Source organism: Polaromonas sp. P1_F8 (assembly GCF_056405635.1).
Genome location: NZ_JBFUBS010000002.1, coordinates 189,184 through 211,564, shown reverse-complemented (window position 1 = coordinate 211,564; position 22,381 = coordinate 189,184). Strand labels below are relative to the sequence as shown.

The following is a 22,381-nucleotide window of genomic DNA, read 5'->3' as shown; positions in this document are numbered from 1 at the left end:
CTGCAGCCGCGCGAAGCGCAGCTGCTTTATCGGTCGTTTAGCGTCGGCGCAGGCCTTCGGCCCTTAACTTCGCTGCGCGAAGTGAGCCTGCGCTGAAGAACTGATACCGGGCTGTCCGCCCGGCGGCCTTACAGGCCGGCTGCAGCGCGAAGCGCAGCAGCTTTATCAGTTCTTTCCCACGTAAATTCCGGTTCGTCGCGGCCGAAGTGGCCGTAGGCTGCCGTCTTCTCGTAGATGGGGCGCAGCAGGTCCAGCATCTGGATGATGCCCTTGGGGCGCAGGTCAAAGTGTTCGTTGACGAGGGCCGAGAGTTTCTCGTCGGAGATCACGCCGGTGCCTTCGGTGTAGACCGTGACGTTCATGGGGCGGGCTACGCCGATGGCATACGCCACCTGGATCTGGCACTGGCGTGCCAGGCCCGCGGCCACAATATTTTTGGCCACATAACGGGCTGCGTAGGCGGCTGAGCGATCCACCTTGCTGGGGTCTTTGCCGCTGAACGCGCCGCCGCCGTGTGGGCAGGCGCCGCCGTAGGTGTCGACGATGATCTTGCGGCCGGTCAGGCCGCAGTCGCCCTGCGGGCCGCCGATAACGAAGCGGCCTGTCGGGTTGATCAGGTACTTGGTGTCCTTGAGCCACTCTTTGGGCAGTACCGGCTTGATGATCTCTTCAATGATGGCTTCGGTGAACGAGGCCTTCATCTTGTGGGCGGTTTCGCTCTGGTCGGGGCTGTGCTGGGTCGACAGCACCACGGTGTCGATGCTGTGCGGCTTGCCGTCCACGTAGCGCATGGTCACCTGGCTCTTGGCATCGGGGCGCAGGAAAGGCAGGCGGCCATCCTTGCGCAGCTGGGCCTGGCGCTCGACGAGGCGGTGAGCGTAGTAAATCGGCGCGGGCATCAGGTCCGGGGTTTCGTCGCAGGCATAGCCGAACATGAGGCCCTGGTCGCCGGCGCCGATGTTCAGGTGGTCGTCACTGGCATGGTCTACGCCCTGGGCGATGTCGTTGGACTGCTTGTCATAGCAAACCATGACGGCGCAGCCCTTGTAATCGATGCCGTATTCGGTGTTGTCGTAGCCGATGCGCTTGATGGTGTCGCGCGCGACCTGGATGTAGTCGACATGCGCGTTGGTGGTGATCTCACCGGCCAGCACGACGAGGCCGGTGTTGGTCAGGGTTTCGGCGGCGACGCGGCTGCGTGGGTCCTGCTTGAAAATTGCGTCGAGGATTGCGTCGGAAATCTGGTCGGCGACCTTGTCGGGATGGCCTTCAGAGACGGATTCGGATGTAAAGAGAAAATCGTTCGCCATTGCGTACACTCCATGAAGTTTGTCGGCGCGTTGCCGGCTGGAATGCCTCGGCGAACGCTTTAGCAGTTTGGTTTAATGTCGCCCTGCAAGTAGTTCAGTAACTCGGCGACAGCCCGCATTATATGACGGCTGGTTTTTGGCCGGCGTAACCTTTCGATACCCCTTTCGCCTGATTCATGCCCTGGTTGTTTCGCTTCTTTTCCCTCTGGCCGCTGGCCGCCCTGCATGCGCTGGGCGGCATGCTGGGCTGGCTGGTGTGGGGCTTGAGTCCGCGCTACCGCGCCCAGTTCAGGGCACATGTGGCGCAGGCCGGACTGCCGTTCGCGGTCGCCCGCCCGGCGATTGCCGAGGCTGGGCGCTTTATTGCCGAACTACCCAAACTGTGGATGCGGCCGGCTTCGGAGTCCTGCCTGGGTAATGTCCGTGTTGAAGGCCAGGTGCACGCGGAGCAGGCTTTTGCCGAAGGCCGCGGGGTGATATTTTTTGGCCCGCATTGCGGCAGCTTCGAGCTGGGCCCTCAGGCGCTCGCCGAACTGTATGGGCCCATTACCGCGATTTACCGGCCCGCGCGCAAGGCCTGGCTGGCCCGTCTGGAACGCCTTGCGCGTGACCGGGCCAACCTCACTGTCGTGCCCGCCTCCCTGAGCGGTATCCGCCTCATGCATAAAACCCTCAAGGCCAACCAGGCCGTGGCTCTGCTGACGGACCAGGTGCCGCCCGAAGGCCTGGGCGTGTGGGCGCCTTTTTTTGGCAAGCCGGCCTACACGATGACACTGGCTGCGCGGCTGGCGTTGCAAAGCGGTGCGGTGCTGCTGCCCGTCAGTTGCGAGCGCCTGGCCCGCGGCAAAGGGTATTTCCTCAAGATATGGCCACCGGTGCAGGGGATGGACGCCTCAGATTCCGGCGCGCGCGCCGACCTGCTGCATGGGGTGACACAGATCAACCGGGCGATCGAAGCCATTGTGCTGAGCCAGCCTGGCCAGTATTTGTGGGGCTATGCACGCTACAAGACACCTCGCAAGGAAACTCCCCTTTGAAGACTCCCCGCCAGATGGCCAGCCGGATCGTGACCCGCGGCGGCATTTTTTTCATGCGCGTGTTGGCGCTGCTGCCGCTTTCCTGGACGCGTGGCCTGGGCGTGCTGCTCGGCTGGATGTTGTATGCGGTGGTAGGCTCGCGCCGGCGCGTGGTGGCCACCAATTTCGCGTTGTGCTTTCCCGATTACCCGGTCGCAGAGCGGCGCCGCCTCACGGTGCTGACATTTGTATTTTTTGCCCAGGCCTGGCTGGACCGCGCGTGGCTCTGGCATGCGCCCCAGGCCTGGGTGCAGCGGCGCGTTCAGGTGACGGGGGCTGTGCAGGAATTGGAGGGCAATGAGCCCACGGTGATATTCCTGCCGCATTTCGTCGGCCTGGATGCAGCATGGGCCGGTGTGGCGCTGCAGATGCCGCGGCCCTCGACCACCATTTACACCGACCAGTCGAACAAACTGGTCGACCGCTGGATACTGCGAGGCCGGCGGCGGTTTGGCAACCTGCGGCTTTTTGGGCGGGGTGATGGCGTCAAACCCATTGTGGCCGCCCTTCGGGAAGGGCAGCCGCTTTACCTGTTGCCCGACATGGACTTCGGCCCCGACGATTCAGTGTTCGTGCCTTTTTACGGCATACCCACCGCAACGGTCCCATCTCTCTCTCGATTTGCACGCCTGGGCCGCGCCAAGGTGCTGCCCCTGTTGCCCCGGATCACCCCGACGGGTTATAAGGTGGAGGTGCTGCCGGCCTGGGTGGATTTCCCCAGCGACGACCCGGTGGCCGACACCGCGCGCATGAATGCGCAGCTGCAGGACTACATCAACACCATGCCGGCCCAGTACTACTGGGTGCACAAGCGCTTTAAAACCCGGCCCGAAGGCGAGCCGTCCCTGTATTGATGGCTGGCGGGTTGGGGCCAAAATTTTAGGGAAACAGGCCTTCAGGCCAGGCAGGACGAGCGCAAGCAGCTATTAAATCAATAGCAATCTAGCGCAGGAAATCCTGCAGGTGGGCCGCCACCAATGCGGGCTGCTCGTGCACGATCCAGTGGGTTGCGCCTTCGATGCGGCGTAAATCCATCTGCGGCACGTAGTCGCCCAGGCCCTCCAGCAGCGCGGGCGGCAAGGCCGTATCGTCCAGTGCCCAGAGCACCAGCGTCGGCAGGTGAACTTGCAGCATGTCGCGCGGAATGCTCACTGCGGCGGCGGCCGGGTCGTTGTGCGGCGGCCCGGGCCGGGGCGGGCGCAAGGGCGAAGCACGGTAGTAATTGCAGGGGCCTGTCAGGCCCTGGCGCCAGATTTCGCGGTATTGGTTCTTGACGGCTTCGGTCAGCCAGGCGTGCGGCCCATCGGCTGCGCCCATCTTGGTAAAAAAATCCCAGAGCCGCCGAAAGTCATCTTCGGCCAGCAAGGCTTCGGCATCGGGGCGAATCAGGAAGTTCATGTAGGCACTGGCGGCTTGCTGTGCCGGTGAATGCTGCAGTTCGCGCAGAAAAGTGCCGGGGTGCGGCGAGTTGATGATGGCCAGCTTTTTCATCAGCGCGGGGTGGCCCGCGGCCAGGTTCCAGGCCACCGCGCCGCCCCAGTCATGGGCCACCAGACAAGCTAGTTGGCCACCCTCCAGCGCAATCAGCGCTGCAATGTCCTGCACCAGGTGTTTGGGCCGGTAGGCGGCCGCCTCCAGCGGCGCGCTGGAATGTTCAAAGCCGCGCAGGTTGGGTGCCACACACCGAAAACCGCCGTTTTCAGGCCGCGCAAAGTGTTCCAGCAAGCCGTCCCAGACAAAAGCTGCTTCCGGAAAGCCGTGCAGGAACATCAGGACAGGGCGGCCTTTTTCACCGGCAGTCCGGCAAGACAAGGTGATGCCGTGGGGCAATGTGCACAAGCTGGTGGCGATCATGTTGCTATATTTTTTATAGCTGCTTGCGCCCGCTCCTGTGGGGTTAAAGCCGCTTTTTCCTTAAAAATCCAGGCCCCGGCACTCCTTGCGGCTGAAACTGCTCAGTCGTTAATCTCAGGCAGCTCTTCAGGTGCCGCTTTGGCGGGTTTTACCGGCTTCTCTGCCGGATGGGCCCAGTCCCACAAATGCTGGGCTACTTCCTCGACACCGCGGCGCTTCAGCGAAGAAAAGAGTTTGACGTCTCCGCCGCCGGCCTGCAGTCGCACAATGGACAGCGCCTTGGCCGCTTCGGTCTTGTTGAGCTTGTCGGACTTGGTCAGCAGCACGAGGAACTTCAGGCCGTCTTCCACCCGCGGCCGGATCACGTCCAGCAGGATTTCGTCGAGCTCGGTCAGGCCCAGGCGCGGGTCGCACAGCAGCACCACGGCCTTGAGGTTGTCGCGCGTCTGCAGATAGTTGCCCATCACCTGCTGCCAGCGGTACTTGGCTTCCTTGGGCACGGCCGCATAGCCGTAGCCCGGCAGGTCGGCCAGCACGGCATCCGTCACGCCCTGTTTGCCCAGGCTGAAGAGGTTGATGCTTTGCGTGCGGCCCGGTGTCTTGGAGGCAAATGCCAGCCGGTGTTGCTGCGTCAGCGTGTTGATACAGGTGGACTTACCGGCGTTGGAACGGCCGACAAAGGCGATTTCGGGCACGTCGACACGGGGCAGGTGCTTGAGCTCGGGCGCTGTGGTCAGGAATTTGGCCGTGTGCAGCCAGCCCATCGCGATTTTGGGGTCGGGCGCGCCGGTTGCCGCTAAAGATGGTTTGGATGGAGAAGGTGAGGTCATGATCGGGCGGTCCCTGGAGATCGGTTGCACGCTACCGGCATGCGTTGGAGGGAGCAATGGCTTCGGGGACGGAACCCGGGAAGCGCTGAGGCGGTGCGGAGCTGCTGGCCCGTTGCCGCGGCAAGACCCGAATAATCGGGGGTGCCCTGAAGCCATTGTAAAATCAGAAAGTTATAAGTTTTGTGCGCCAACCAATTAAAACCCCCGATATGAAGCTGTTCGTTACTTCTCTCCTGGCCGCCTTGCTGGCCGTGCCTGCCGTGTCGTCTTTTGCTGCCGGTGAAGCCGCACCTGCACACGGCGCCGCTTCGGCTCCTGCAGCAGCCCCGGCCAAGGTTGCCAAGCCTGATCTGGTCAAGGGCGAGGCCAGCTTCACCGCGGTTTGCGCCAGCTGCCACGGCGCTGACGGAAATTCCGGCACCCCTGCCAACCCCAAGCTGGCGCAGCAGCACCCCGAATACCTGGTCAAGCAGCTGCAGGAATTCAAGGCCGGCAAGCGCAAGAACCCCATCATGCAGGGCTTTGCGGCGGCACTGTCTGAAGACGACATGAAAAACATCGCTTACTGGGCGACGTCCAAGAAAGCCAAAACCGGCTTTGCCAAAGACAAGGAACTGGTTGCACTCGGCGAGCGTATCTACCGCGGCGGCGTGCAGGACCGCCAGATCGCAGCCTGCGCAGGCTGCCACAGCCCGACTGGCGCCGGCATTCCTTCCCAATATCCCCGCCTGAGCGGCCAGCATTCTGACTACACAGTGACGCAGTTGACGGCTTTCCGTGACGGCGGCCGAGGCAACAGCCTGCCCATGAGCCAGGTGGCTGCCAAGCTGAACGACCGTGAAATCCGTGCGCTGGCCGACTACATTGCCGGCCTGCGTTAAGCAAAGTACAGCAAAGGACTGGCAGGCGAGCGTTTTTTTGCTGAAAGTACCCGCAGGCTGCCTGCAGTATTGAACCCAAGCCTCCAAAACCAATCACACCAAGGCGGGTCTTTCTGATGAAAGCCCGCCTTTTTTCTTTTTCCCTTCTTTTTCTGGTTCGCAGGCTTTCCTGAGCCAACCGCAGGTTCCATTTCAAGCATGACAGTTTCCACCGAGGGTATGAAGGTCAATTGGGGCTCCCGCAGCTGGCGGGCGGCGGTGGAACTGCTGTCGTCAATGCGGTTTTCCATTTCGCTGCTGACGGTGATCTGCATTGCATCGATCATCGGCACGGTGCTCAAGCAGGCAGAGCCGCTGGGCAACTACGTGAACCAGTTCGGCCCGTTCTGGGCGCAGGTGTTCAGCCTGCTCAGCCTCAACACCGTGTATAGCGCCTGGTGGTTCCTGTTGATCCTGGCTTTTCTGGTGGTCTCTACTTCTTTGTGCATTGCGCGCAACGCCCCCAAGATCTTCGCGGACCTGAACCAGCTCAAGGAAAACGTCCGGGAGCAAAGCCTCAAGGCCTTTGGCCACCGTGCCGAGGCTGCATTGGCAGAGTCACCCGAAACGGCTGCGCGCCGCATTGGCCAGACGCTGGTGCAAAGCGGCTGGAAGGTGAAACTGCAGCAGCGCGCCGGCAACGGCTGGATGGTGGCGGCCAAAAAAGGCGCGGCCAACAAACTGGGCTACATCGCAGCGCACAGCGCCATCGTGCTGGTCTGCGTGGGCGGCCTGCTCGACGGCGACATGATCGTGCGCGCGCAGATGTGGCTGAACGGCAAGTCGATTTATGCCGGCGGCGGCCTGATTGCCGATGTGCCGGCCCAGCACCGGCTCAGCGACAAAAACCCGACGTTTCGCGCCAACCTGCTGGTGGCCGAAGGCACTCAGTCCAGCACCGCCATCCTGAACCAGCCGGGCGGCGTATTGCTGCAGGAACTGCCGTTTTCCATTGAGCTCAAGAAGTTCATCGTTGAGTATTACTCGACCGGCATGCCCAAGCTCTTTGCCAGCGACATCATCATCCACGACAAGGAAACCGGCGAAAAGATCCCGGCGCGGGTGGAGGTCAATCACCCGGCCAACCACCGCGGGATCGAGATTTACCAGTCGAGCTTCGACGACGGCGGCTCCAGCGTGACGCTCAAGGCCATTCCGATGGCTGCGGCGAGCAAGCCGTTTGAAATTCAGGGCACGATTGGCGGCTCAAGCGGCCTGACCAACGGGCAGGGCGATGGCGCCGAAAAGCTGACGCTGGAATACACCGCGCTGCGGGTCATCAACGTGGAAAATTTCGCGTCGGGCGGGAGCATGGGTTCCGGCGCTGACGTGCGCAAGGTCGACCTGCACCAGGCGATTGACACACGGCTTGGCGCGGCGAACAAGACCGTGACGCAAAAAGAGCTGCGCAACGTAGGCCCCAGCGTGAGCTACAAGCTGCGCGATGCATCCGGGCAGGCCCGTGAATTTCACAACTACATGCTGCCGGTCAAGACGGATCCGGCGGAAGACAGCCCGGCGGTCTACCTGATGGGCGTGCGCGAAACACCGTCCGCGCCTTTCCAGTACCTCCGGATCCCGGTGGATGCCGAAGGCGGCATGGAGACCTTTTTGCGGCTGCGCGCGGCGCTCGCCAATCCGGCGCAGCGTGAGCTGGCGGTCAGGCGCTACGCAAGCCAGGCCATTGGCCGGGAGCGGCCGGAGCTGACGCAGCAGCTTGCTGCGTCGACGTCGCGGGCACTGGCCCTTTTTGCCGGTGACGTTGCAGACGCAGCGGGCGCAGCGCAAGGCTCGACGGGCAAGCCCAAAACCGCTGCAGGCCTGCAGGCCATCTCTGATTTCATGGAGGCCAACGTGCCCGAGGCCGAGCGCAACCGCGCCGGCGAGGTGCTGATCCGTATCCTCAACGGCGCGTTGTTTGAGCTGACGCAGATGACCCGCGAGCAGGCCGGGCTCAAGCCGCTGGGCCAGGATGAAAAGACGCGGGCCTTTATGTCGCAAATGGTGCTGAGCCTGTCGGACGCCAATTTCTATCCCGCGCCCATGGCGTTTGAGCTGAAAGACTTCACCCAGGTCCAGGCCAGTGTGTTCCAGGTGGCGCGTGCACCGGGCAAGACCATCGTCTACCTGGGTTGCGCCTTCCTGATCCTGGGCGTGTTCGCCATGCTTTATGTGCGCGAACGCCGCGTCTGGGTCTGGCTGGCACCGCGCGGCGCAGGGGGCGGTCCGGCAGAAGATGGCAATGTTGCGGGTTCAATGCCAGAATCGGCCGAAGGCCACAGTCAGGCCACCATGGCCTTGTCGACCAACCGCAAGACCATGGACGGTGACAAGGAGTTTGAGATGTTGAAAACGAAACTGTTGCAGGCGCCTTTATGAATACCTCCACGATCAACCACACCGCAGTGAACACCACCACGCTGAAGGCCGGCGGCGACAGCACGCTGAGCCTGAACGAGGGCTATTTCGCCCGGCGCAATGTATTGGACTGGGTGTTTGCTGCGCTGGTCACCGGCGGCTTGCTGTATGCCTTCGCCCGCTACAGTGATTTCATGGATGTCTATGAAAAAGGCATCCTGTTCGCGGCCATTCCGGCGGCTATCGCCATGGGCTGGTTCTGGCGGCCGTTGCGGGTGCTGATGATGGTGGTCAGCGCCTTCGCGCTGCTGGGCATCGCGTCCTACCAGGGAGATCTGGCGCGCGCCGAACAGGTGTTCTGGCTCAAGTATTTCCTCTCCAGCCAGTCGGCCATTTTGTGGATGAGCGTGCTGTTCTTCATGAGCACGATTTTTTATTGGCTGGGCATGTTCGCAAGCGGCGCGACCAATGCGCAGGGCCATAGCAGCCATAGCGCCGTGCTCGAGTCGGTAGGTTCAAAAATTGCCTGGGCCGCCGTCAGCATGGCGTTGATCGGTACGCTGGTGCGCTGGTACGAAAGTTACCTGATAGGCGCAGATGTGGGACACATTCCGGTCAGCAACCTGTATGAAGTGTTCGTGCTTTTCTGCTGGCTGACCACCACCTTTTATCTCTATTTCGAAGCGCAGTACAACACGCGCACTTTAGGGGCGTTTGTCATGTTGGTGGTCAGCGCAGCCGTCGGTTTTCTGCTTTGGTACACCGTTGTGCGGGAAGCGCATGAGATCCAGCCGCTAGTGCCTGCGCTCAAAAGCTGGTGGATGAAATTGCATGTGCCGGCCAACTTTATCGGCTACGGGACTTTCGCACTCTCCGCGATGGTTGCGCTGACCATGTTGCTGAAAACCGCGACCAGCAAATCTCTGTGGATTGGCCTGGTTGCCTTGCCGACCGTCCTTGTTGTCTTGCCTTTGACGGCCGTGATGTTTTTCGGATCGGCTGAAATGGCTCCCGCCATGGGTAAGGCTCTGCGCATGGTCGTTCCCACCGTCATCTTCTTTGTGGCCGTCATTTGGGCGCGCAAGGCGATTAATGCGCACACACCGGATGCCGTCGTTATGGACGACCTGATGTACAAGGCCATCGCTGTAGGCTTTGCCTTCTTCACCATCGCCACGGTGCTGGGTGCCTTGTGGGCCGCCGAGGCCTGGGGCGGCTACTGGAGCTGGGACCCCAAAGAAACCTGGGCATTGATTGTCTGGCTCAACTACGCCGCCTGGCTGCACATGCGGCTGATGAAAGGGCTGCGCGGCACGGTCGCTGCCTGGTGGGCGCTGGTGGGGCTGGTCGTGACTTCCTTTGCCTTCCTGGGCGTCAACATGTTCCTCTCTGGCCTGCACAGCTACGGAACCTTGTAGCCGGCAGCAAGTCCTTGTAAGGTCGGGTTAATTCGCCGGCCGGGTTGAATCCCTGTAAGAAGTTGCTGCGTATTCAGACTAACCCTTAAACGGATTTCAAGGACCTCACATGCTCATCAGGACCCACGCCAGCGGCTTCGACCACCCCGTTCCCAGCGAGATCACGCCGCAGGGCATTTATCATGGCCGGCGCGACCTCATCAAACTGATGGCCACTGGCGCCGCAGGTGCTGCCATGGCCGGATGGGCCGGGCGCCAGGCGATGGCGCAAACGGTACAAAAACCCGGCAAGCTGGCGGCGCTGGCCGGTGGCAAATCGGCGGTGGCCGGTGCGGTGACCATGGAAAAGATCACCGACTACAAAGACGCCTCTACCTACAACAATTACTATGAGTTCGGCACCGACAAGGCCGACCCCGCCAAGAACGCCCACACCCTGGTGACCAAGCCCTGGTCGGTGGCTGTCGAAGGCCTGGTCAAACAGCCCAAGACTTTCACGCTCGAAGACCTGATCAAGCTGGCGCCGCAGGAAGAGCGTATTTACCGCCTGCGTTGTGTCGAGGGCTGGTCCATGGTGATCCCGTGGGTGGGGTATTCGCTGTCGGAACTCATCAAGAAGGTCGAGCCGCTCGGCAACGCCAAATACGTTGAATTCGTCACCCTGGCCGATCCCAAGACCATGCCGTTTGTAGGCTCCCGCGTGCTCGACTGGCCGTATGTGGAAGCCCTGCGCATGGACGAAGCCATGCACCCGCTGGCGCTGCTGGCTTTCGGCATGTATGGCGAAGTGCTCCCCAACCAGAACGGCGCACCGGTGCGCATGGTGCTGCCCTGGAAGTACGGCTTCAAGAGCGGCAAGAGCATCGTCAAGATCCGCTTTACCGACAAGGAGCCACGCACCGCCTGGAACAAGGCCGCTGCGCAGGAATACGGTTTTTATTCCAACGTGAACCCGGACGTCGACCACCCGCGCTGGAGCCAGGCCACCGAACGCCGTATCGGTGAAGACGGCCTCTTTGCCAAGAAGCGCAAGACGCTGATGTTCAATGGTTACGAAGCGCAGGTTGGCCAGCTTTACGCTGGCATGGACCTCAAGAAGAACTTCTAAAAGATATGGCCCCCACGCTTGTCGCTTCGCGTACTGCGCTGCCCCCCGAGGGGGCCGCTGCGCCTGCGGCCCGGCAAAGCCGGTTCCGCGGCCCCTGCTGGGTTGGGACGCACGCTGCGCTGTGTTTCGATGTAGGTCGACCCGGCGGTGGATTGCTGTGATGTCGACGGCGCAAAAATGGTTGCTGCACCCTGCCGCCAAACCGGTGCTGTTCCTCGTCTGCCTGCTGCCCTTTGCCTGGCTGTTCTACGGCGCCTTCACCAACCAGCTGGGCGCCAACCCGGCCGAGGCGTTGATACGCGCCACCGGCGACTGGACGTTGCGCTTTATCTGCATCGTCCTGACGGTCACGCCGCTTCGGGTCATCACCAGCACGCCTGCACTTGCGCGCTTTCGGCGCATGCTGGGGCTGTTCGCGTATTTTTATGTAGTCGTCCACCTGTTGAGTTACAGCTGGTTTGACATGGGCTTTGACTTTGCCGATATTGCCAAAGACATCGCCAAGCGGCCGTTCATCCTGGTCGGGTTCTCGGCCTTTGTGTTGCTGACGCCCCTGGCGGCGACGTCCTTCAACGCGGCCATCAAAGCCATGGGTGCCAAACGCTGGCAGTGGCTGCACAAGCTGGTTTACCTGATCGCCGGGCTGGGGCTGCTGCATTTTTTCTGGATGCGCGCCGGCAAGAACAATTTTGCCGAAGTGTTCGTTTACGCTGTGATCATCGCCGTACTGCTCGGCTGGCGTGCGCAGCAGTTCTTGAGGAAAAAGAGGCTGAAACCCATATACGACGTGCGCAACCAGCTATCATAATAATAGCAATATGCGCGCTTCACGAGGCCGGCTTGTGACCGGTGAGCCCGGCTCCAGTCTCAACCCGCTACCAGCTGTTCCTGCCGCATCTGGTCTTCGGCGGTTTCCCGGCGGCGTATGAGGTGCACTTCGCCACCGTCAACCAGAAGTTCGGCGGCCCGGCCACGTGTGTTGTAGTTGCTGGCCATGCTCATGCAATACGCACCTGCCGACATCACGGCCAACTGGTCACCCGCCGTGACAGACAGCACGCGGTCGCGGCCTATCCAGTCACCGCTTTCGCAGACGGGGCCCACGACGTCATACGTCGCTTCGGCAGTTTTGCCTTCGGCCAACACGGGCACGATGGCGTGGAAAGCCTGGTACATCGCGGGGCGCGGCAGGTCGTTCATCGCCGCATCGACGATGCAGAAGTTCTTGTGTTCGCCCGGCTTGACGTAGAGCACTTCCGTCAGGCAAACCCCTGCATTGCCGACCAGCGAACGGCCCGGCTCGATCATCAGTTTTTTGCTGCCATAGCCGCGTGCGTCGATCTTCGTGAGCAGCTGCTGCCAGAGCGCGTCGGCTTCGGGCGGGGTGTCGTTGTTGTAGTTGATGCCCAGGCCACCTCCGAAATCGATATGTTCGAGCGGGATGCCCGCGGTTTCAATGGCCGCCACCAGGTCGAGCACCCGGTCCATGGCGTCAAGGTACGGCGTGGTGTCGGTGATCTGCGAGCCGATGTGGCAATCGATGCCCACGACCTGCAAACCTTTGAGCGAAGCCGCATGCCGGTAAATACGCAATGCGTCTTCGTGTGCCACGCCGAACTTGTTGTCTTTAAGGCCCGTGGAAATGTAGGGGTGCGTCTTGGGGTCCACATCGGGGTTGACGCGAATGCTGACGGGCGCACGCATGTCCATGGCCAAGGCTACCCCGGACAGCACATCCAGCTCGGCTTCGCTTTCGACATTGAAGCAGCCGATGCCGGCGCTCAGGGCCTGGCGCATTTCGCCGCGGGTTTTGCCCACACCCGAAAAAATAATCTTCCGCGCTTCGCCGCCGGCGGCCAGTACGCGGTTGAGTTCTCCGCCCGAAACGATGTCGAAGCCGCAACCCGCCCGGGCAAACGCCTGCAGGATGCCGAGGGAGGAGTTGGCCTTCATGGCATAGCAAATTTGCGCGTTGCGCCCTGCAAAGCCACGCTGGTAAGCCGCCAGCGCCGAAAGCATGGCCGCCTTGGAATACACAAACAGCGGCGTGCCGTGTGCCGCGGCCAGATCGCGAAGCCGGATATTTTCAACAAACAGCTCGGTATCGCGGTAAGCGAAATGGGGGTGGCCGGGGAGAGGTTGGCGGGTCATGAAGAATGGGCTTTGAAGCGGTTGGAGTTATTGGCAACTATCTTAAGGAGCGCAGGGCTTGCGCGCCATGATCGATTGACGGCATGAACGGTCGGGCGCCTTTAGATTGAAGGCCCAGCCACCGGATGGCCTGAATCTTCAATGAATCGGCCAGGTTGCAGGTCAGCGAGCGGCTGACGCCGGCGGTGTTGCAGGCGCGGCAGCCGGCGGCGCTGTGGTGGCCGTGGCCGGCACCTTCGGGGGAACTGGCAGGTAAAGTGCGCCTTTTTGTCCGCAACCGGCCAGCAAGGCCGCGCCGACCACAATTGCAGCAAGGCCATAGCGGGAGGCCGAAGGGCGGATGCGGCCTAAAATTTGAGCTGAAGAAACCATGATGGGATTGTAATGACGGACCTTGAATACCAGGATCTGGCCGAGAGCGCGCTCAGGGCCGTTGAAACCGCCTGTGACCGGATCAATGATGAGACCGACGCGGATATCGATAACCAGCGCACTGGCGGCATGGTCACACTGACTTTCTCCAACCGCAGCCAGATCATCATCAACCTCCAGAAACCCTTGCAGGAAATATGGATGGCGGCCAAGGCCGGCGGATTCCACTACAAATTCAGGGACGGGCACTGGGCTGACACCAAGGACTCGAGCGAGTTTTTTGCCAATTTGTCTCGCTATGCCAGCGAGCAGGCCGGCCAGACATTGGTGTTCGCGGCTTCGGCGGAAGCAAATAAGGCGTAGCAGCAGGAGCTTGCAGGTGTGCCGTGCTTGGCGTTGAAACAAAAAAGGGCTCCGTGGAGCCCTTTTTTGATGCGTTTCATCTCAGTTTTTGAACAGATCCAGAATGCGCTTTTTCTCGTCCGAAGGCGGTAGCACCTGGATCGCGCCTGGCGCTGCCGGCGTGGCCGCTGCTGCCGGGTCCTGTTGTATACCGACCGTGCTGACCCCGGAGCCTTTGGCATATTCGCTGTAATACCACTCTCCGCCAACGTTGACGACACCTTCGGGCGGCGGGTATTCGGTCACCGGCACGCCCTTGAGGGCGTATTCCATGAAGTTGATCCAGATCGGCAGGCTCAGGCCGCCGCCGGTTTCACGGTCGCCGAGTTTTTTCGGCGTGTCGTAACCCATCCACACCGCCGCCGTCAGAGTAGGCTGGAAACCCACGAACCAGGTGTCGATCGAGTCATTGGTGGTACCGGTCTTGCCGAAAAGGTCGGGGCGCTTGAGCGTGGCTTGCGCTTTGGCCGCGGTACCCGAGCGTGCGACTTCCTGCAGCAGGCTGTCCATGATGAACGCATTGCGCGCATCGATGGCCCGGGCCGATTCGTCCAGCACGGGGGGCTTGCTTTCCAGCAGGACTTTGCCGCGTTGGTCGGTGATTTTGGTGACCAGGTAGGGATTGACGCGGTAACCGCCGTTGGCAAATACCGAATAAGCGGTGGCCATTTGTATCGGGGTGACCGATCCGGCGCCCAGCGCCATCGTCAGGTAGGCGGGATGTTTTTCGGCCTCAAAGCCGAAGTGGGTGATCCAATCCTGCGCATACGGGGCACCGATAGCCTGCAGTATGCGGATGGAAATCATGTTCTTGGATTTCTTCAGGCCGGTCCGCAGACTCATGGGGCCGTCGAAAGTGCCGTCGTAGTTTTTGGGCTCCCAAGGCTGGCCCCCAGTGACGCCGGCGTCGAAAAACAGCGGGGCGTCATTCACCACGGTCGCTGGGGTAAAGCCCTTCTCGAGGGCGGCGGAGTATATAAAAGGCTTGAAGCTGGAACCCGGCTGGCGCCAGGCCTGGGTCACATGGTTGAACTTGTTTTTTTCGAAATCAAACCCGCCCACCAGTGCCCGGATGGAACCGTCGCGCGGATCAAGGGCCACAAAAGCGCCTTCCACTTCAGGCAACTGGGTGATTTCCCAGGTGTTTTTTTGTGTTTTCGCCACGCGGATCAGGGCGCCGCGGCGAATCTTGATGTTGGGCCCCGCCTTGTCAGCCAGCCCGGATTGAGCGGGTTTCAGGCCGTCGCCGGTAATTTCAACCGTTTCGCTGTTTTGGCGCATGGCCAGAATCCGTTTGGGATTGGCTTCCAGCACGATCGCCGACATCACATCTCCGTTGTCGGGGTTGTCGGTCAGTGCGTCGTCAATCGCATCTTCTGTTTCCTGCGCATTGGCCGGCAGATCGATGAACTTCTCGGGGCCCCGGTAAATTTGCCGGCGCTCATAGTCCATGATGCCCTTGCGCAAGGCTTTGTAGGCGACCATCTGGTCGGTGGCACGCAGGGTGGTATAGACATTCAGGCCGCGGGTGTAGGTTTCGTCCCCGTACTGGTTGTAAACCAGCTGGCGCACGGTTTCAGCGACATATTCCGCGTGTACCCGGCCCGCGTCTGGCCCGGTCCTGACCTTGAGCTCTTCTTCCTTGGCGGCCTTGGCCTGTTCGGCGGTAATGAAGCCGTTTTCTTCCATGCGCTCGATGATGTAGAGCTGGCGGGCCCGGGCTCGCTTGGGATTGATGATGGGGTTGTAGGCCGAAGGCGCCTTGGGCAGGCCCGCCAGCATGGCTGCCTCGGAGATGGAGATGTTCTTCAGGGGCTTGCCGAAATAGGCCTCTGAGGCCGCGGCAAAGCCATAAGCCCGGTTCCCCAGAAAAATCTGATTCATATAGATCTCAAGGATCTGGTCCTTGGTCAGCAGGTGCTCCAGCTTGAAGGTCAGCAGGATTTCATAGATCTTGCGGGTATAGCTTTTCTCGGCTGACAGATAGACATTGCGGGCCACCTGCATGGTGATAGTGGAGGCGCCCTGGCTCTTGGCTCGACCCACATTGGCAAAGCCGGCCCGGATCACGCCCAGGTAATCCACGCCGCCATGCGAGAAAAAGCGGGCATCTTCAATGGCCAGCACCGCGTCCTTCATGACCTGCGGGATGTCCTTGATCGGGGTGAGACTGCGGCGTTCTTCCCCGAACTCGCCAATAACCACCCCATCGGCGGAGTAAACCCGCAATGGCAACTTTGGCCGGTAGTCTGACAGGTCAGAGATATCCGGCAGATTGGGGTAGGCAACCGACAGCGCTACAGCCACAAACAGCAAGACGGCGGCAACACCAGCCAGCAACAGGCCGCCACTCCACAAAAAGAGCATGACCAGCCAGCGGGGGACGAGGGACTTTGCGCGACCTTGCTTGACCGGGGCAGAGTTTGAATCAGAAGACGTGGGTGTGGAGGGCATGTAGACAATCGTAAAGTCGCGTCACCATTATAAAAATCCTGACAAGCCGGGCGGGCGGGGTGTCAGCGCAAGCCCCATACTTTTACGTTTGCAGACATCGTTTTGGGGAACCCTGTCAGGACATGGCTCGGTAAGACCGTCTGCTTTTGACAACGTTCCGAGCGCCCAAAACAGGAAAAATCCTTACTGCACAAAGAGCTTACTGCTACTATTCAAGTGATTTCTTAAGTATGCAGGGCTACATATTAGCCGTCATTTGGGGACCGCCTTGATCTCTCTGGGATCGTTATTCAACCGCCAACAACCCGCTTTGCTGGGTTTAGATATCAGCTCATCCAGTGTCAAGCTGGTGGAGTTGAGCCGTGACAAGGCCGGTAATCTGGTGCTGGATCGCTGTGCGATCGAACCACTGGAGCGAGGCTGGATTACCGATGGTAACGTCGAAAAATTCGACGAAGTGGCCGACGCGGTGCGCCGGCTCGTTAAAAAAAGCGGAACCCGTACCAAGAATGTGGCAATGGCCCTGCCGGCTTCGGCAGTCATTACCAAGAAAATCATCCTCCCGGGCGGCCTCAGCGACGCAGAGCTGGAAATCCAGGTCGAATCCGAAGCCAATCAATATATTCCGTTCTCTCTGGATGAAGTCAGTCTCGATTTCTGCGTGGTGGGCCCGAGCGCTACCTCCAGCGGCGACGTTGAAGTACTGATTGCCGCTTCGCGCAAGGAAAAAGTACAGGACAGGCAGGGTCTGGCAGAAGCCGCCGGGCTCAAGCCTATTGTTATAGATGTGGAGTCGTATGCCTCTCGCCTGGCCACCGCACGCCTCATTGAGAGCCTTCCCAACAAGGGCGTGGACACCATGGTGGCCCTGTTTGAAGTGGGTGCATTGACGACCAGCATGCAGGTCATCAAAAACGACGAAGTACTTTACGAGCGTGACCAGGCCTTCGGTGGAGCACAGCTGACGCAGCTCATCATTCGGCAGTACGGCTTTTCCCCTGAAGAAGCGGAAAGCAAAAAACGCAGTGGCGATTTGCCGGAAGACTACGAATCCGGCGTGCTGAAGCCTTTTGTCGAGAGCATGGCGCAGGAAATCGGACGGGCCTTGCAGTTTTTCTTTACCAGTACACCGCACAACAAAGTTGACTATGTCATGTTGGCCGGCGGCTCGTCCGCCCTGCCAGGTCTGACCGACTCCGTTACCCAGCAGACGTCGTTTGCCTGCGTGCTTGCCAATCCTTTTGAAGGAATGGAACTCGGTGACGGCGTACGTGAAAAGAAGATGCGGCGCGAAGCGGCATCCTATCTGACCTCATGCGGTCTGGCTTTGCGGAGGTTTCTGCAGTGATTCTCGTCAATCTGCTTCCCCATCGCGAAGCTGCGCGCAAGCGCAGGCGCGAAGTATTTTTTGCCACGCTGGGTATGGCGGCCTTGGTCGGCGGTCTTATTTGCGGCGCTGTTTATTCCTGGTACCTTGCCCAGATTGAGGGTCAGCGGGGAAAGAACAATTTTCTGAAAACGGAAATTACCCGATTAGAAGGGCAGATCAAGGATATCGCCACGCTGCAGGCAGAAATTTCCGCACTCAGGGCTCGCCAGAATGCCGTGGAAGATCTGCAGGGAAACCGCAATCTGCCGGTGTATTTGCTGAGCGAACTGGTCAAGCAGTTACCGGATGGCGTGTACATCACAACCATGCGGCAGGAAAACCAGACAGTATTGATCAGCGGTGTCGCCCAGTCCAACGAGCGAGTTTCGGAGCTGTTGCGCAACCTTGCTAACAACAGTGCGTGGTTAACCCGGCCGGAGCTTGTTGAAATCACCGCCAGTACGGTGGCCTTGACTGCACGTGACCAGCGCAGGGTATCCAATTTTTCGATGAGGGTCGGGCTGAAGCGGGCCAGCGATCCGAAGACGGCTGGTTCAGCACCGGCAGGCCCAGGGACGGTACCGGTGGTGTCTGGGGCGGCTGCCAAGCCAGCCTCGGCCGCCTCGGCGCCGGCCAAGGTATGAGGCGGAATGAACGAGTTTGATCATGGCAAAAATCTCTAAAAATTCCATTGACGTTGCTGCGATTCAAAGCAGTCTCAAATCCCAATTCACGGGTCTGGATGCCAACGACCCACCTTCCTGGCCTGCGCTTCCGCGTTACCTCCTGTGTGTGGCTGTGACGATTTTTGTCGTCGTGGCTCTATGGTTTGTATGGCTCAGTGCGTCAGATGAAGAGTTGACCTTGGAGAAAGCCAAGGAGGTTCAACTCAAAGACGATTACTCAAAGAAGCTTGCGCAGGCCGTTAATCTGGACGCACTAAAGAAGCAGCGCGAGCAGGTTCAGCAATATGTCACGCAGCTTGAAAAGCAACTGCCTAGCAAAGCCGAAATGGATGCGTTGCTTTCCGATATCAACCAGGCGGGTTTGGGCCGCAGTCTGCAGTTCGAATTGTTTCGTCCTGGCCAGGTCAGCGTGAAAGAGTATTACGCAGAATTGCCGATCGCTGTTCGAGTCACCGGTAAATACCATGACATGGGTGCTTTTGCCGCTGATATCGCCAATCTTTCCCGCATCGTCACTTTGAATAACCTGACCATAACGCCAGTCAAGGACGGCATCCTGGTCATGGACACCACAGCCAAGACGTTCCGCTATCTGGATACTGACGAAGTAGCCTTGCAGCGCAAGAGTGCTCCGGGAGCCAAAAAATGAATGCAGGCAAATACACGATAGTCGTCTGTAGTCTGGCGGGAACGTTATTGGGCCTGTCCGGTTGTGGTTCTTCTGAGCAAGAGGAGTTGCAGGAGTGGATGACGCAACAGCGTAATGCCACCAAGCCAAAAGTGGAGCCGTTGCCGGAGCCCACGAAGTTTTCGCCGCAACCATATGGTCAGGAGAGTTCAATTGAACCCTTTAGCAACCAAAAACTGACACAGGCCTTGAAGCGCGAATCCAATCAGGCGACGGCCAACGCCGCCTTGATTGCACCCGAACTGAGCCGGCGCAAAGAACCATTGGAGGCGTATCCCTTGGATGCCATTGTCATGGTGGGCAGCCTAATCAAGGTTGGACAGCCCGTCGCACTGGTGCGGGTGGACAACCTGGTTTACCAGGCTCGGGTTGGGAATTACCTGGGTCAGAACTACGGCCGAATCACCAAAGTCACTGAAACGGATCTCGCTTTGCGCGAAATAGTGCAAGACGCAGCGGGTGAATGGATAGAGCGGACCGCGACATTACAGTTATTAGAGGGATCAAAATGAACAAGCAGACACCGGTACTAGAGACGCAGGAAAAAAGGGGCCGCCTGCAGCTTTTGTTTGGGCGTGTGTTGCGTTGCGCTTCGCTCAGTTTGGCATTTTCAGTAGCTGCCTCTCCTTTGCTGGCGCAGGCACAGAATGCCATCCAGGCCGTTTCCGGATCAGTTCAGGGAGGCGCAGAAGTCATTCGAATCGATTTGGCAGAGCCTTTGGCCGCGGTACCAACGGGCTTTAGTATCCAGACGCCAGCGCGCATCGCACTGGATTTCCCGGGTGTGGGAAATTCCATGGGGCGGTCTGCAGTAGATATCAACCTGGGAAATTTGCGTTCGGCAAATGTTGTACAAGCAGGGGAGAGGACTCGGGTGGTCCTGAATCTCAAAGTGCCAACGGCGTACAAGGCCGAGATTCAGGGCAAATCGCTGTTGATCACCCTCGATTCCGTAGCGGTGGCGGCGCCCTCGGCCATTACACCGCCAGTGTTTGCAGAAAACCGCAACACTGACACACTTCCTTTGAAGGACATCGACTTTCGGCGGGGCGTCGAAGGTTCTGGCCGCATCGTTGTGGACCTGCCTAATAACCAGGTGGGCGTGGACATTCGCCAGCAAGGCCAGACTCTGGTAGTTGAGTTCCTCAAAACTGCGCTGCCCGAAGGCTTGCGTCGGCGCCTGGATGTCGGCGATTTCGGTACACCGATACAAACCGTCACCACGTTTCAAACGGGCGACAAAGTCCGCATGGTGGTCGAACCCAAAGGTGCTTGGGAGCACAGTGCGTACCAAAGCGATAACCAGTTTGTATTGGAAGTACGTCAGCAAAAAATTGATCCGAGCAAACTGACGCAAGGACCTGGGTATAACGGTGAGAAGCTGTCCCTGAATTTCCAGAACATTGAAATTCGCTCGCTCTTGCAGGTGATCGCCGACTTTACAAACTTCAACATCGTGACGTCGGATTCAGTGACTGGTGCGGTTACCTTGCGCCTAAAAGATGTGCCGTGGGATCAGGCGTTGGACATTATTCTTCAAGCCAAGGGTCTGGGGATGCGTAAAACGGGCAACGTCTTGCTGATAGCGCCCAAAGATGAACTCGCAGCAAAAGACAAGCTGGAGCTGGAATCAAAGAATGCGATTCAAAGCCTGGAAACGCTTCGTACTCAGGACTTCAAGCTTAACTATGCAAAGGCGACGGATATTGCCGCAGGATTGCTGGGCACCAATGCCGGCGCAACAAAGATACTTTCGGCTCGTGGAAGCGTGATTTCAGAAACGCGTACCAATCAGTTATTCGTTACCGATATACCCTCTCGACTGGAGCAAGTCCAAGCGCTGATTGCAAAGCTCGATGTGGCCGTCCGTCAGGTATTGATTGAAGCCCGTATTGTGGAAGCATCCGATTCATGGGGTAAATCATTAGGTGTCAGGTTGGGCGGTCGGCCATTCAATACTACCAATAACGTTATGTTCGGGAGTACTTACATCGCACCCAATGTTCCTACGGGTACACCGGCTATTCTCGGAGGAAACATTGGGACCAATGCCGGTGACTTCCTGAGTATGCCCGCCGTTGGTCAGAATGGATTTGGAGCTTCCACGTTTGCCTTGTCACTCTTCAACTCGTCAATGACCAGGCTTTTGAACCTTGAAATTTCTGCTTCGGAAGCAGACGGCAAAACCAAAATTGTGTCTAGCCCTCGAATCATTACCGCAGACCAGGTCAAAGCTCTGATCGAGCAGGGCACGGAATTGCCGTATCAGCAGGCAACTTCCAGCGGTGCGACGTCTATTGCTTTCCGCAAGGCCAATCTGAAGCTGGAGGTCACCCCCCAGATTACGCCGGAAGGCAACATCATTCTTAATGTTGACGTGAACAAGGACAGCGTGGGGCGAGAAACCTCTAACGGTTTTGCCATTGATACCAAACATATCCAGACACAGGTACTCGTGGAAAATGGTGGAACTGTGGTGATTGGCGGAATTTTTGAGCAGAATGATCGCGATAACGAAACAAAGGTTCCTTTCCTGGGTGATCTTCCGGGCGTCGGTAATCTGTTCAAGCAAAGAACACGCTCAGCCACCAAGTCAGAGATGCTGGTGTTCCTGACTCCCAAGATGCTGACAAATGGAGGCGCGCTGCGTTAAACCAGATAATGGGCTATCAGCGCGCATTGGAGGTCAGGCTTCACAGCTGCACGGCGCAGCGCCGGTAACGTTGAAATAGCTGGTTTATTATCTTCATGCGCAAGCAGGCCGACCGGCGATGCTTGCGCGCCCGGCAGCCGTTTCATGGATCAATTGAATGCACATCCGTTGAGAATCGCCTGCGTGGGTTTGCCTGGGTCGGGGAAATCCACCGTCGGCAGGCATCTTGCCCGAAGAATGGGGTTGCGGTTCATTGACTCGGATCAGGTGATAGAGCAACGTATCGGTTGCTCTATCAGGGAGTTTTTTGAGCGCGAAGGTGAAGACGCATTTCGCGACATCGAGCAGCTGGTCATCGATGAGTTGACTCAGGGTGAGGCTTGTGTGCTCTCCAGCGGCGGAGGGGCTGTGCTGCGCCCCGCCAACCGCCAACATCTTCGGGGGCGGGCGCAGGTGGTTTACCTGCATTCCATTCCCGAAGAGGTTTTTCGCCGTTTGCGGCATGACCAGAACCGCCCCTTGCTTCAGGTGGCTGACCCGCTGGCGCGACTGAGGGACCTTTACGCCGCCCGCGACTCTCTTTATCGGGAAACAGCACACTTTGTCATTGAAACAGGCCGTCCCTCGGTCTCTACGCTGGTCAACATGATCCTGATGCAGCTGGAGCTGGCAGGCGCGATGGCTCCGCATCCTGGCCGGCCATAACCATTGGCAAGCCTTGGAAAGGGTGGA

At 59.3% G+C, this 22,381-nt stretch carries 22 protein-coding genes; 14 read left to right on the top strand and 8 right to left on the bottom strand.

Translation table 11 applies throughout. The features are described from left to right. Positions 1 to 128: 128 nt before the first annotated feature. A complete protein-coding gene (gene metK, locus AC1D1J_RS09960) occupies positions 129 to 1,310 on the bottom strand; it encodes a methionine adenosyltransferase (RefSeq protein ID WP_457279749.1) in 1,182 nt (393 codons plus the stop codon). Positions 1,311 to 1,486: 176 nt separating this feature from the next. On the opposite strand from metK, the gene AC1D1J_RS09955 reads away from it, so the two are divergent. Next, complete coding sequence (locus tag AC1D1J_RS09955; RefSeq protein WP_477686110.1) at positions 1,487 to 2,347, top strand: lysophospholipid acyltransferase family protein; 861 nt, start codon at positions 1,487 to 1,489, stop codon at positions 2,345 to 2,347. Further along, positions 2,344 to 3,240: a lysophospholipid acyltransferase family protein gene (locus AC1D1J_RS09950; protein ID WP_477686109.1), complete on the top strand. Its 897-nt coding sequence runs from the start codon at positions 2,344 to 2,346 to the stop codon at positions 3,238 to 3,240. Before AC1D1J_RS09955 ends, AC1D1J_RS09950 begins: the two co-directional genes overlap by 4 nt. Before the next feature lie 88 nt (positions 3,241 to 3,328). Here the strand turns inward: AC1D1J_RS09950 and AC1D1J_RS09945 are convergent, their stop codons facing one another. After that, positions 3,329 to 4,240 (bottom strand): alpha/beta fold hydrolase, encoded by a 912-nt coding sequence (locus tag AC1D1J_RS09945; RefSeq protein WP_477694579.1) that lies wholly within the window; start codon positions 4,238 to 4,240, stop codon positions 3,329 to 3,331. A 101-nt stretch (positions 4,241 to 4,341) separates the two neighbouring features. Continuing rightward, a complete protein-coding gene (yihA, locus tag AC1D1J_RS09940; protein ID WP_477686107.1) occupies positions 4,342 to 5,070 on the bottom strand; it encodes a ribosome biogenesis GTP-binding protein YihA/YsxC in 729 nt (242 codons plus the stop codon). A gap of 209 nt (positions 5,071 to 5,279) precedes the next feature. On the opposite strand from yihA, the gene AC1D1J_RS09935 reads away from it, so the two are divergent. Then, positions 5,280 to 5,951: a c-type cytochrome gene (locus AC1D1J_RS09935; RefSeq protein WP_477694578.1), complete on the top strand. Its 672-nt coding sequence runs from the start codon at positions 5,280 to 5,282 to the stop codon at positions 5,949 to 5,951. On the opposite strand, the gene AC1D1J_RS09930 is transcribed toward AC1D1J_RS09935, so the two are convergent. Then, positions 5,948 to 6,151 carry a hypothetical protein gene (locus tag AC1D1J_RS09930; protein WP_477669895.1) on the bottom strand — a complete coding sequence of 68 codons (204 nt, stop codon included), beginning with the start codon at positions 6,149 to 6,151 and terminating at the stop codon, positions 5,948 to 5,950. The two genes, AC1D1J_RS09935 and AC1D1J_RS09930, sit on opposite strands and share 4 nt — an antisense overlap. Here AC1D1J_RS09930 and AC1D1J_RS09925 point away from each other — a divergent pair. The 4 genes from AC1D1J_RS09925 to AC1D1J_RS09910 all read left to right on the top strand — a co-directional run bounded on the left by AC1D1J_RS09925 (position 6,150) and on the right by AC1D1J_RS09910 (position 11,682). Next, entirely contained in the window at positions 6,150 to 8,369 is a 2,220-nt protein-coding gene (locus AC1D1J_RS09925) for a cytochrome c biogenesis protein ResB (RefSeq protein ID WP_477694577.1), read from the top strand. The genes AC1D1J_RS09930 and AC1D1J_RS09925 overlap by 2 nt on opposite strands. Further along, entirely contained in the window at positions 8,366 to 9,766 is a 1,401-nt protein-coding gene (gene ccsB / locus AC1D1J_RS09920) for a c-type cytochrome biogenesis protein CcsB (RefSeq protein WP_457279742.1), read from the top strand. Before AC1D1J_RS09925 ends, ccsB begins: the two co-directional genes overlap by 4 nt. A gap of 109 nt (positions 9,767 to 9,875) precedes the next feature. Beyond that, positions 9,876 to 10,874 (top strand): protein-methionine-sulfoxide reductase catalytic subunit MsrP, encoded by a 999-nt coding sequence (msrP, locus tag AC1D1J_RS09915; protein ID WP_457279741.1) that lies wholly within the window; start codon positions 9,876 to 9,878, stop codon positions 10,872 to 10,874. 160 nt (positions 10,875 to 11,034) lie between these two features. Then, positions 11,035 to 11,682 (top strand): protein-methionine-sulfoxide reductase heme-binding subunit MsrQ, encoded by a 648-nt coding sequence (locus AC1D1J_RS09910; protein ID WP_477694576.1) that lies wholly within the window; start codon positions 11,035 to 11,037, stop codon positions 11,680 to 11,682. A 59-nt stretch (positions 11,683 to 11,741) separates the two neighbouring features. Here the strand turns inward: AC1D1J_RS09910 and lysA are convergent, their stop codons facing one another. Together lysA and lptM are read right to left on the bottom strand one after the other, a co-directional pair. Beyond that, on the bottom strand, positions 11,742 to 13,025 hold the full coding sequence (gene lysA / locus AC1D1J_RS09905) for a diaminopimelate decarboxylase (RefSeq protein ID WP_477694575.1): 1,284 nt from the start codon (positions 13,023 to 13,025) through the stop codon (positions 11,742 to 11,744). A gap of 162 nt (positions 13,026 to 13,187) precedes the next feature. Continuing rightward, a complete protein-coding gene (gene lptM / locus AC1D1J_RS09900; protein WP_477686102.1) occupies positions 13,188 to 13,397 on the bottom strand; it encodes an LPS translocon maturation chaperone LptM in 210 nt (69 codons plus the stop codon). 12 nt (positions 13,398 to 13,409) lie between these two features. Between lptM and cyaY the strand changes: the two genes are divergently transcribed. After that, positions 13,410 to 13,760, top strand: a complete 351-nt coding sequence (gene cyaY, locus AC1D1J_RS09895) for an iron donor protein CyaY (RefSeq protein WP_477686101.1) — start codon at positions 13,410 to 13,412, stop codon at positions 13,758 to 13,760. An 81-nt stretch (positions 13,761 to 13,841) separates the two neighbouring features. On the opposite strand, the gene AC1D1J_RS09890 is transcribed toward cyaY, so the two are convergent. Next, the gene (locus AC1D1J_RS09890; RefSeq protein WP_477686100.1) at positions 13,842 to 16,253 is read right to left on the bottom strand and encodes a penicillin-binding protein 1A; all 2,412 of its coding nucleotides are present in this window, start codon (positions 16,251 to 16,253) and stop codon (positions 13,842 to 13,844) included. A 268-nt stretch (positions 16,254 to 16,521) separates the two neighbouring features. Between AC1D1J_RS09890 and AC1D1J_RS09885 the strand changes: the two genes are divergently transcribed. Genes AC1D1J_RS09885 through AC1D1J_RS09865 form a run of 5 tightly spaced genes read left to right on the top strand, consistent with a single transcriptional unit; the run spans position 16,522 to position 21,649 of the window. Further along, entirely contained in the window at positions 16,522 to 17,601 is a 1,080-nt protein-coding gene (locus tag AC1D1J_RS09885) for a pilus assembly protein PilM (protein ID WP_477686099.1), read from the top strand. Next, on the top strand, positions 17,598 to 18,266 hold the full coding sequence (locus tag AC1D1J_RS09880) for a PilN domain-containing protein (protein WP_477686098.1): 669 nt from the start codon (positions 17,598 to 17,600) through the stop codon (positions 18,264 to 18,266). The genes AC1D1J_RS09885 and AC1D1J_RS09880 overlap by 4 nt, the downstream gene beginning before the upstream one ends. Positions 18,267 to 18,288: 22 nt before the next feature. Then, complete coding sequence (locus AC1D1J_RS09875; RefSeq protein ID WP_477686097.1) at positions 18,289 to 18,957, top strand: type IV pilus inner membrane component PilO; 669 nt, start codon at positions 18,289 to 18,291, stop codon at positions 18,955 to 18,957. Next, the gene (locus AC1D1J_RS09870; protein WP_477686096.1) at positions 18,954 to 19,508 is read left to right on the top strand and encodes a pilus assembly protein PilP; all 555 of its coding nucleotides are present in this window, start codon (positions 18,954 to 18,956) and stop codon (positions 19,506 to 19,508) included. The genes AC1D1J_RS09875 and AC1D1J_RS09870 overlap by 4 nt, the downstream gene beginning before the upstream one ends. Continuing rightward, on the top strand, positions 19,505 to 21,649 hold the full coding sequence (locus AC1D1J_RS09865) for a type IV pilus secretin PilQ (RefSeq protein WP_477694574.1): 2,145 nt from the start codon (positions 19,505 to 19,507) through the stop codon (positions 21,647 to 21,649). The genes AC1D1J_RS09870 and AC1D1J_RS09865 overlap by 4 nt, the downstream gene beginning before the upstream one ends. Here the strand turns inward: AC1D1J_RS09865 and AC1D1J_RS09860 are convergent. Next, a complete protein-coding gene (locus AC1D1J_RS09860) occupies positions 21,646 to 21,795 on the bottom strand; it encodes a hypothetical protein (protein ID WP_477686094.1) in 150 nt (49 codons plus the stop codon). The genes AC1D1J_RS09865 and AC1D1J_RS09860 overlap by 4 nt on opposite strands. Here AC1D1J_RS09860 and AC1D1J_RS09855 point away from each other — a divergent pair. Continuing rightward, positions 21,794 to 22,354 (top strand): shikimate kinase, encoded by a 561-nt coding sequence (locus tag AC1D1J_RS09855; RefSeq protein WP_477686093.1) that lies wholly within the window; start codon positions 21,794 to 21,796, stop codon positions 22,352 to 22,354. The two genes, AC1D1J_RS09860 and AC1D1J_RS09855, sit on opposite strands and share 2 nt — an antisense overlap. Positions 22,355 to 22,381: the final 27 nt, after the last annotated feature.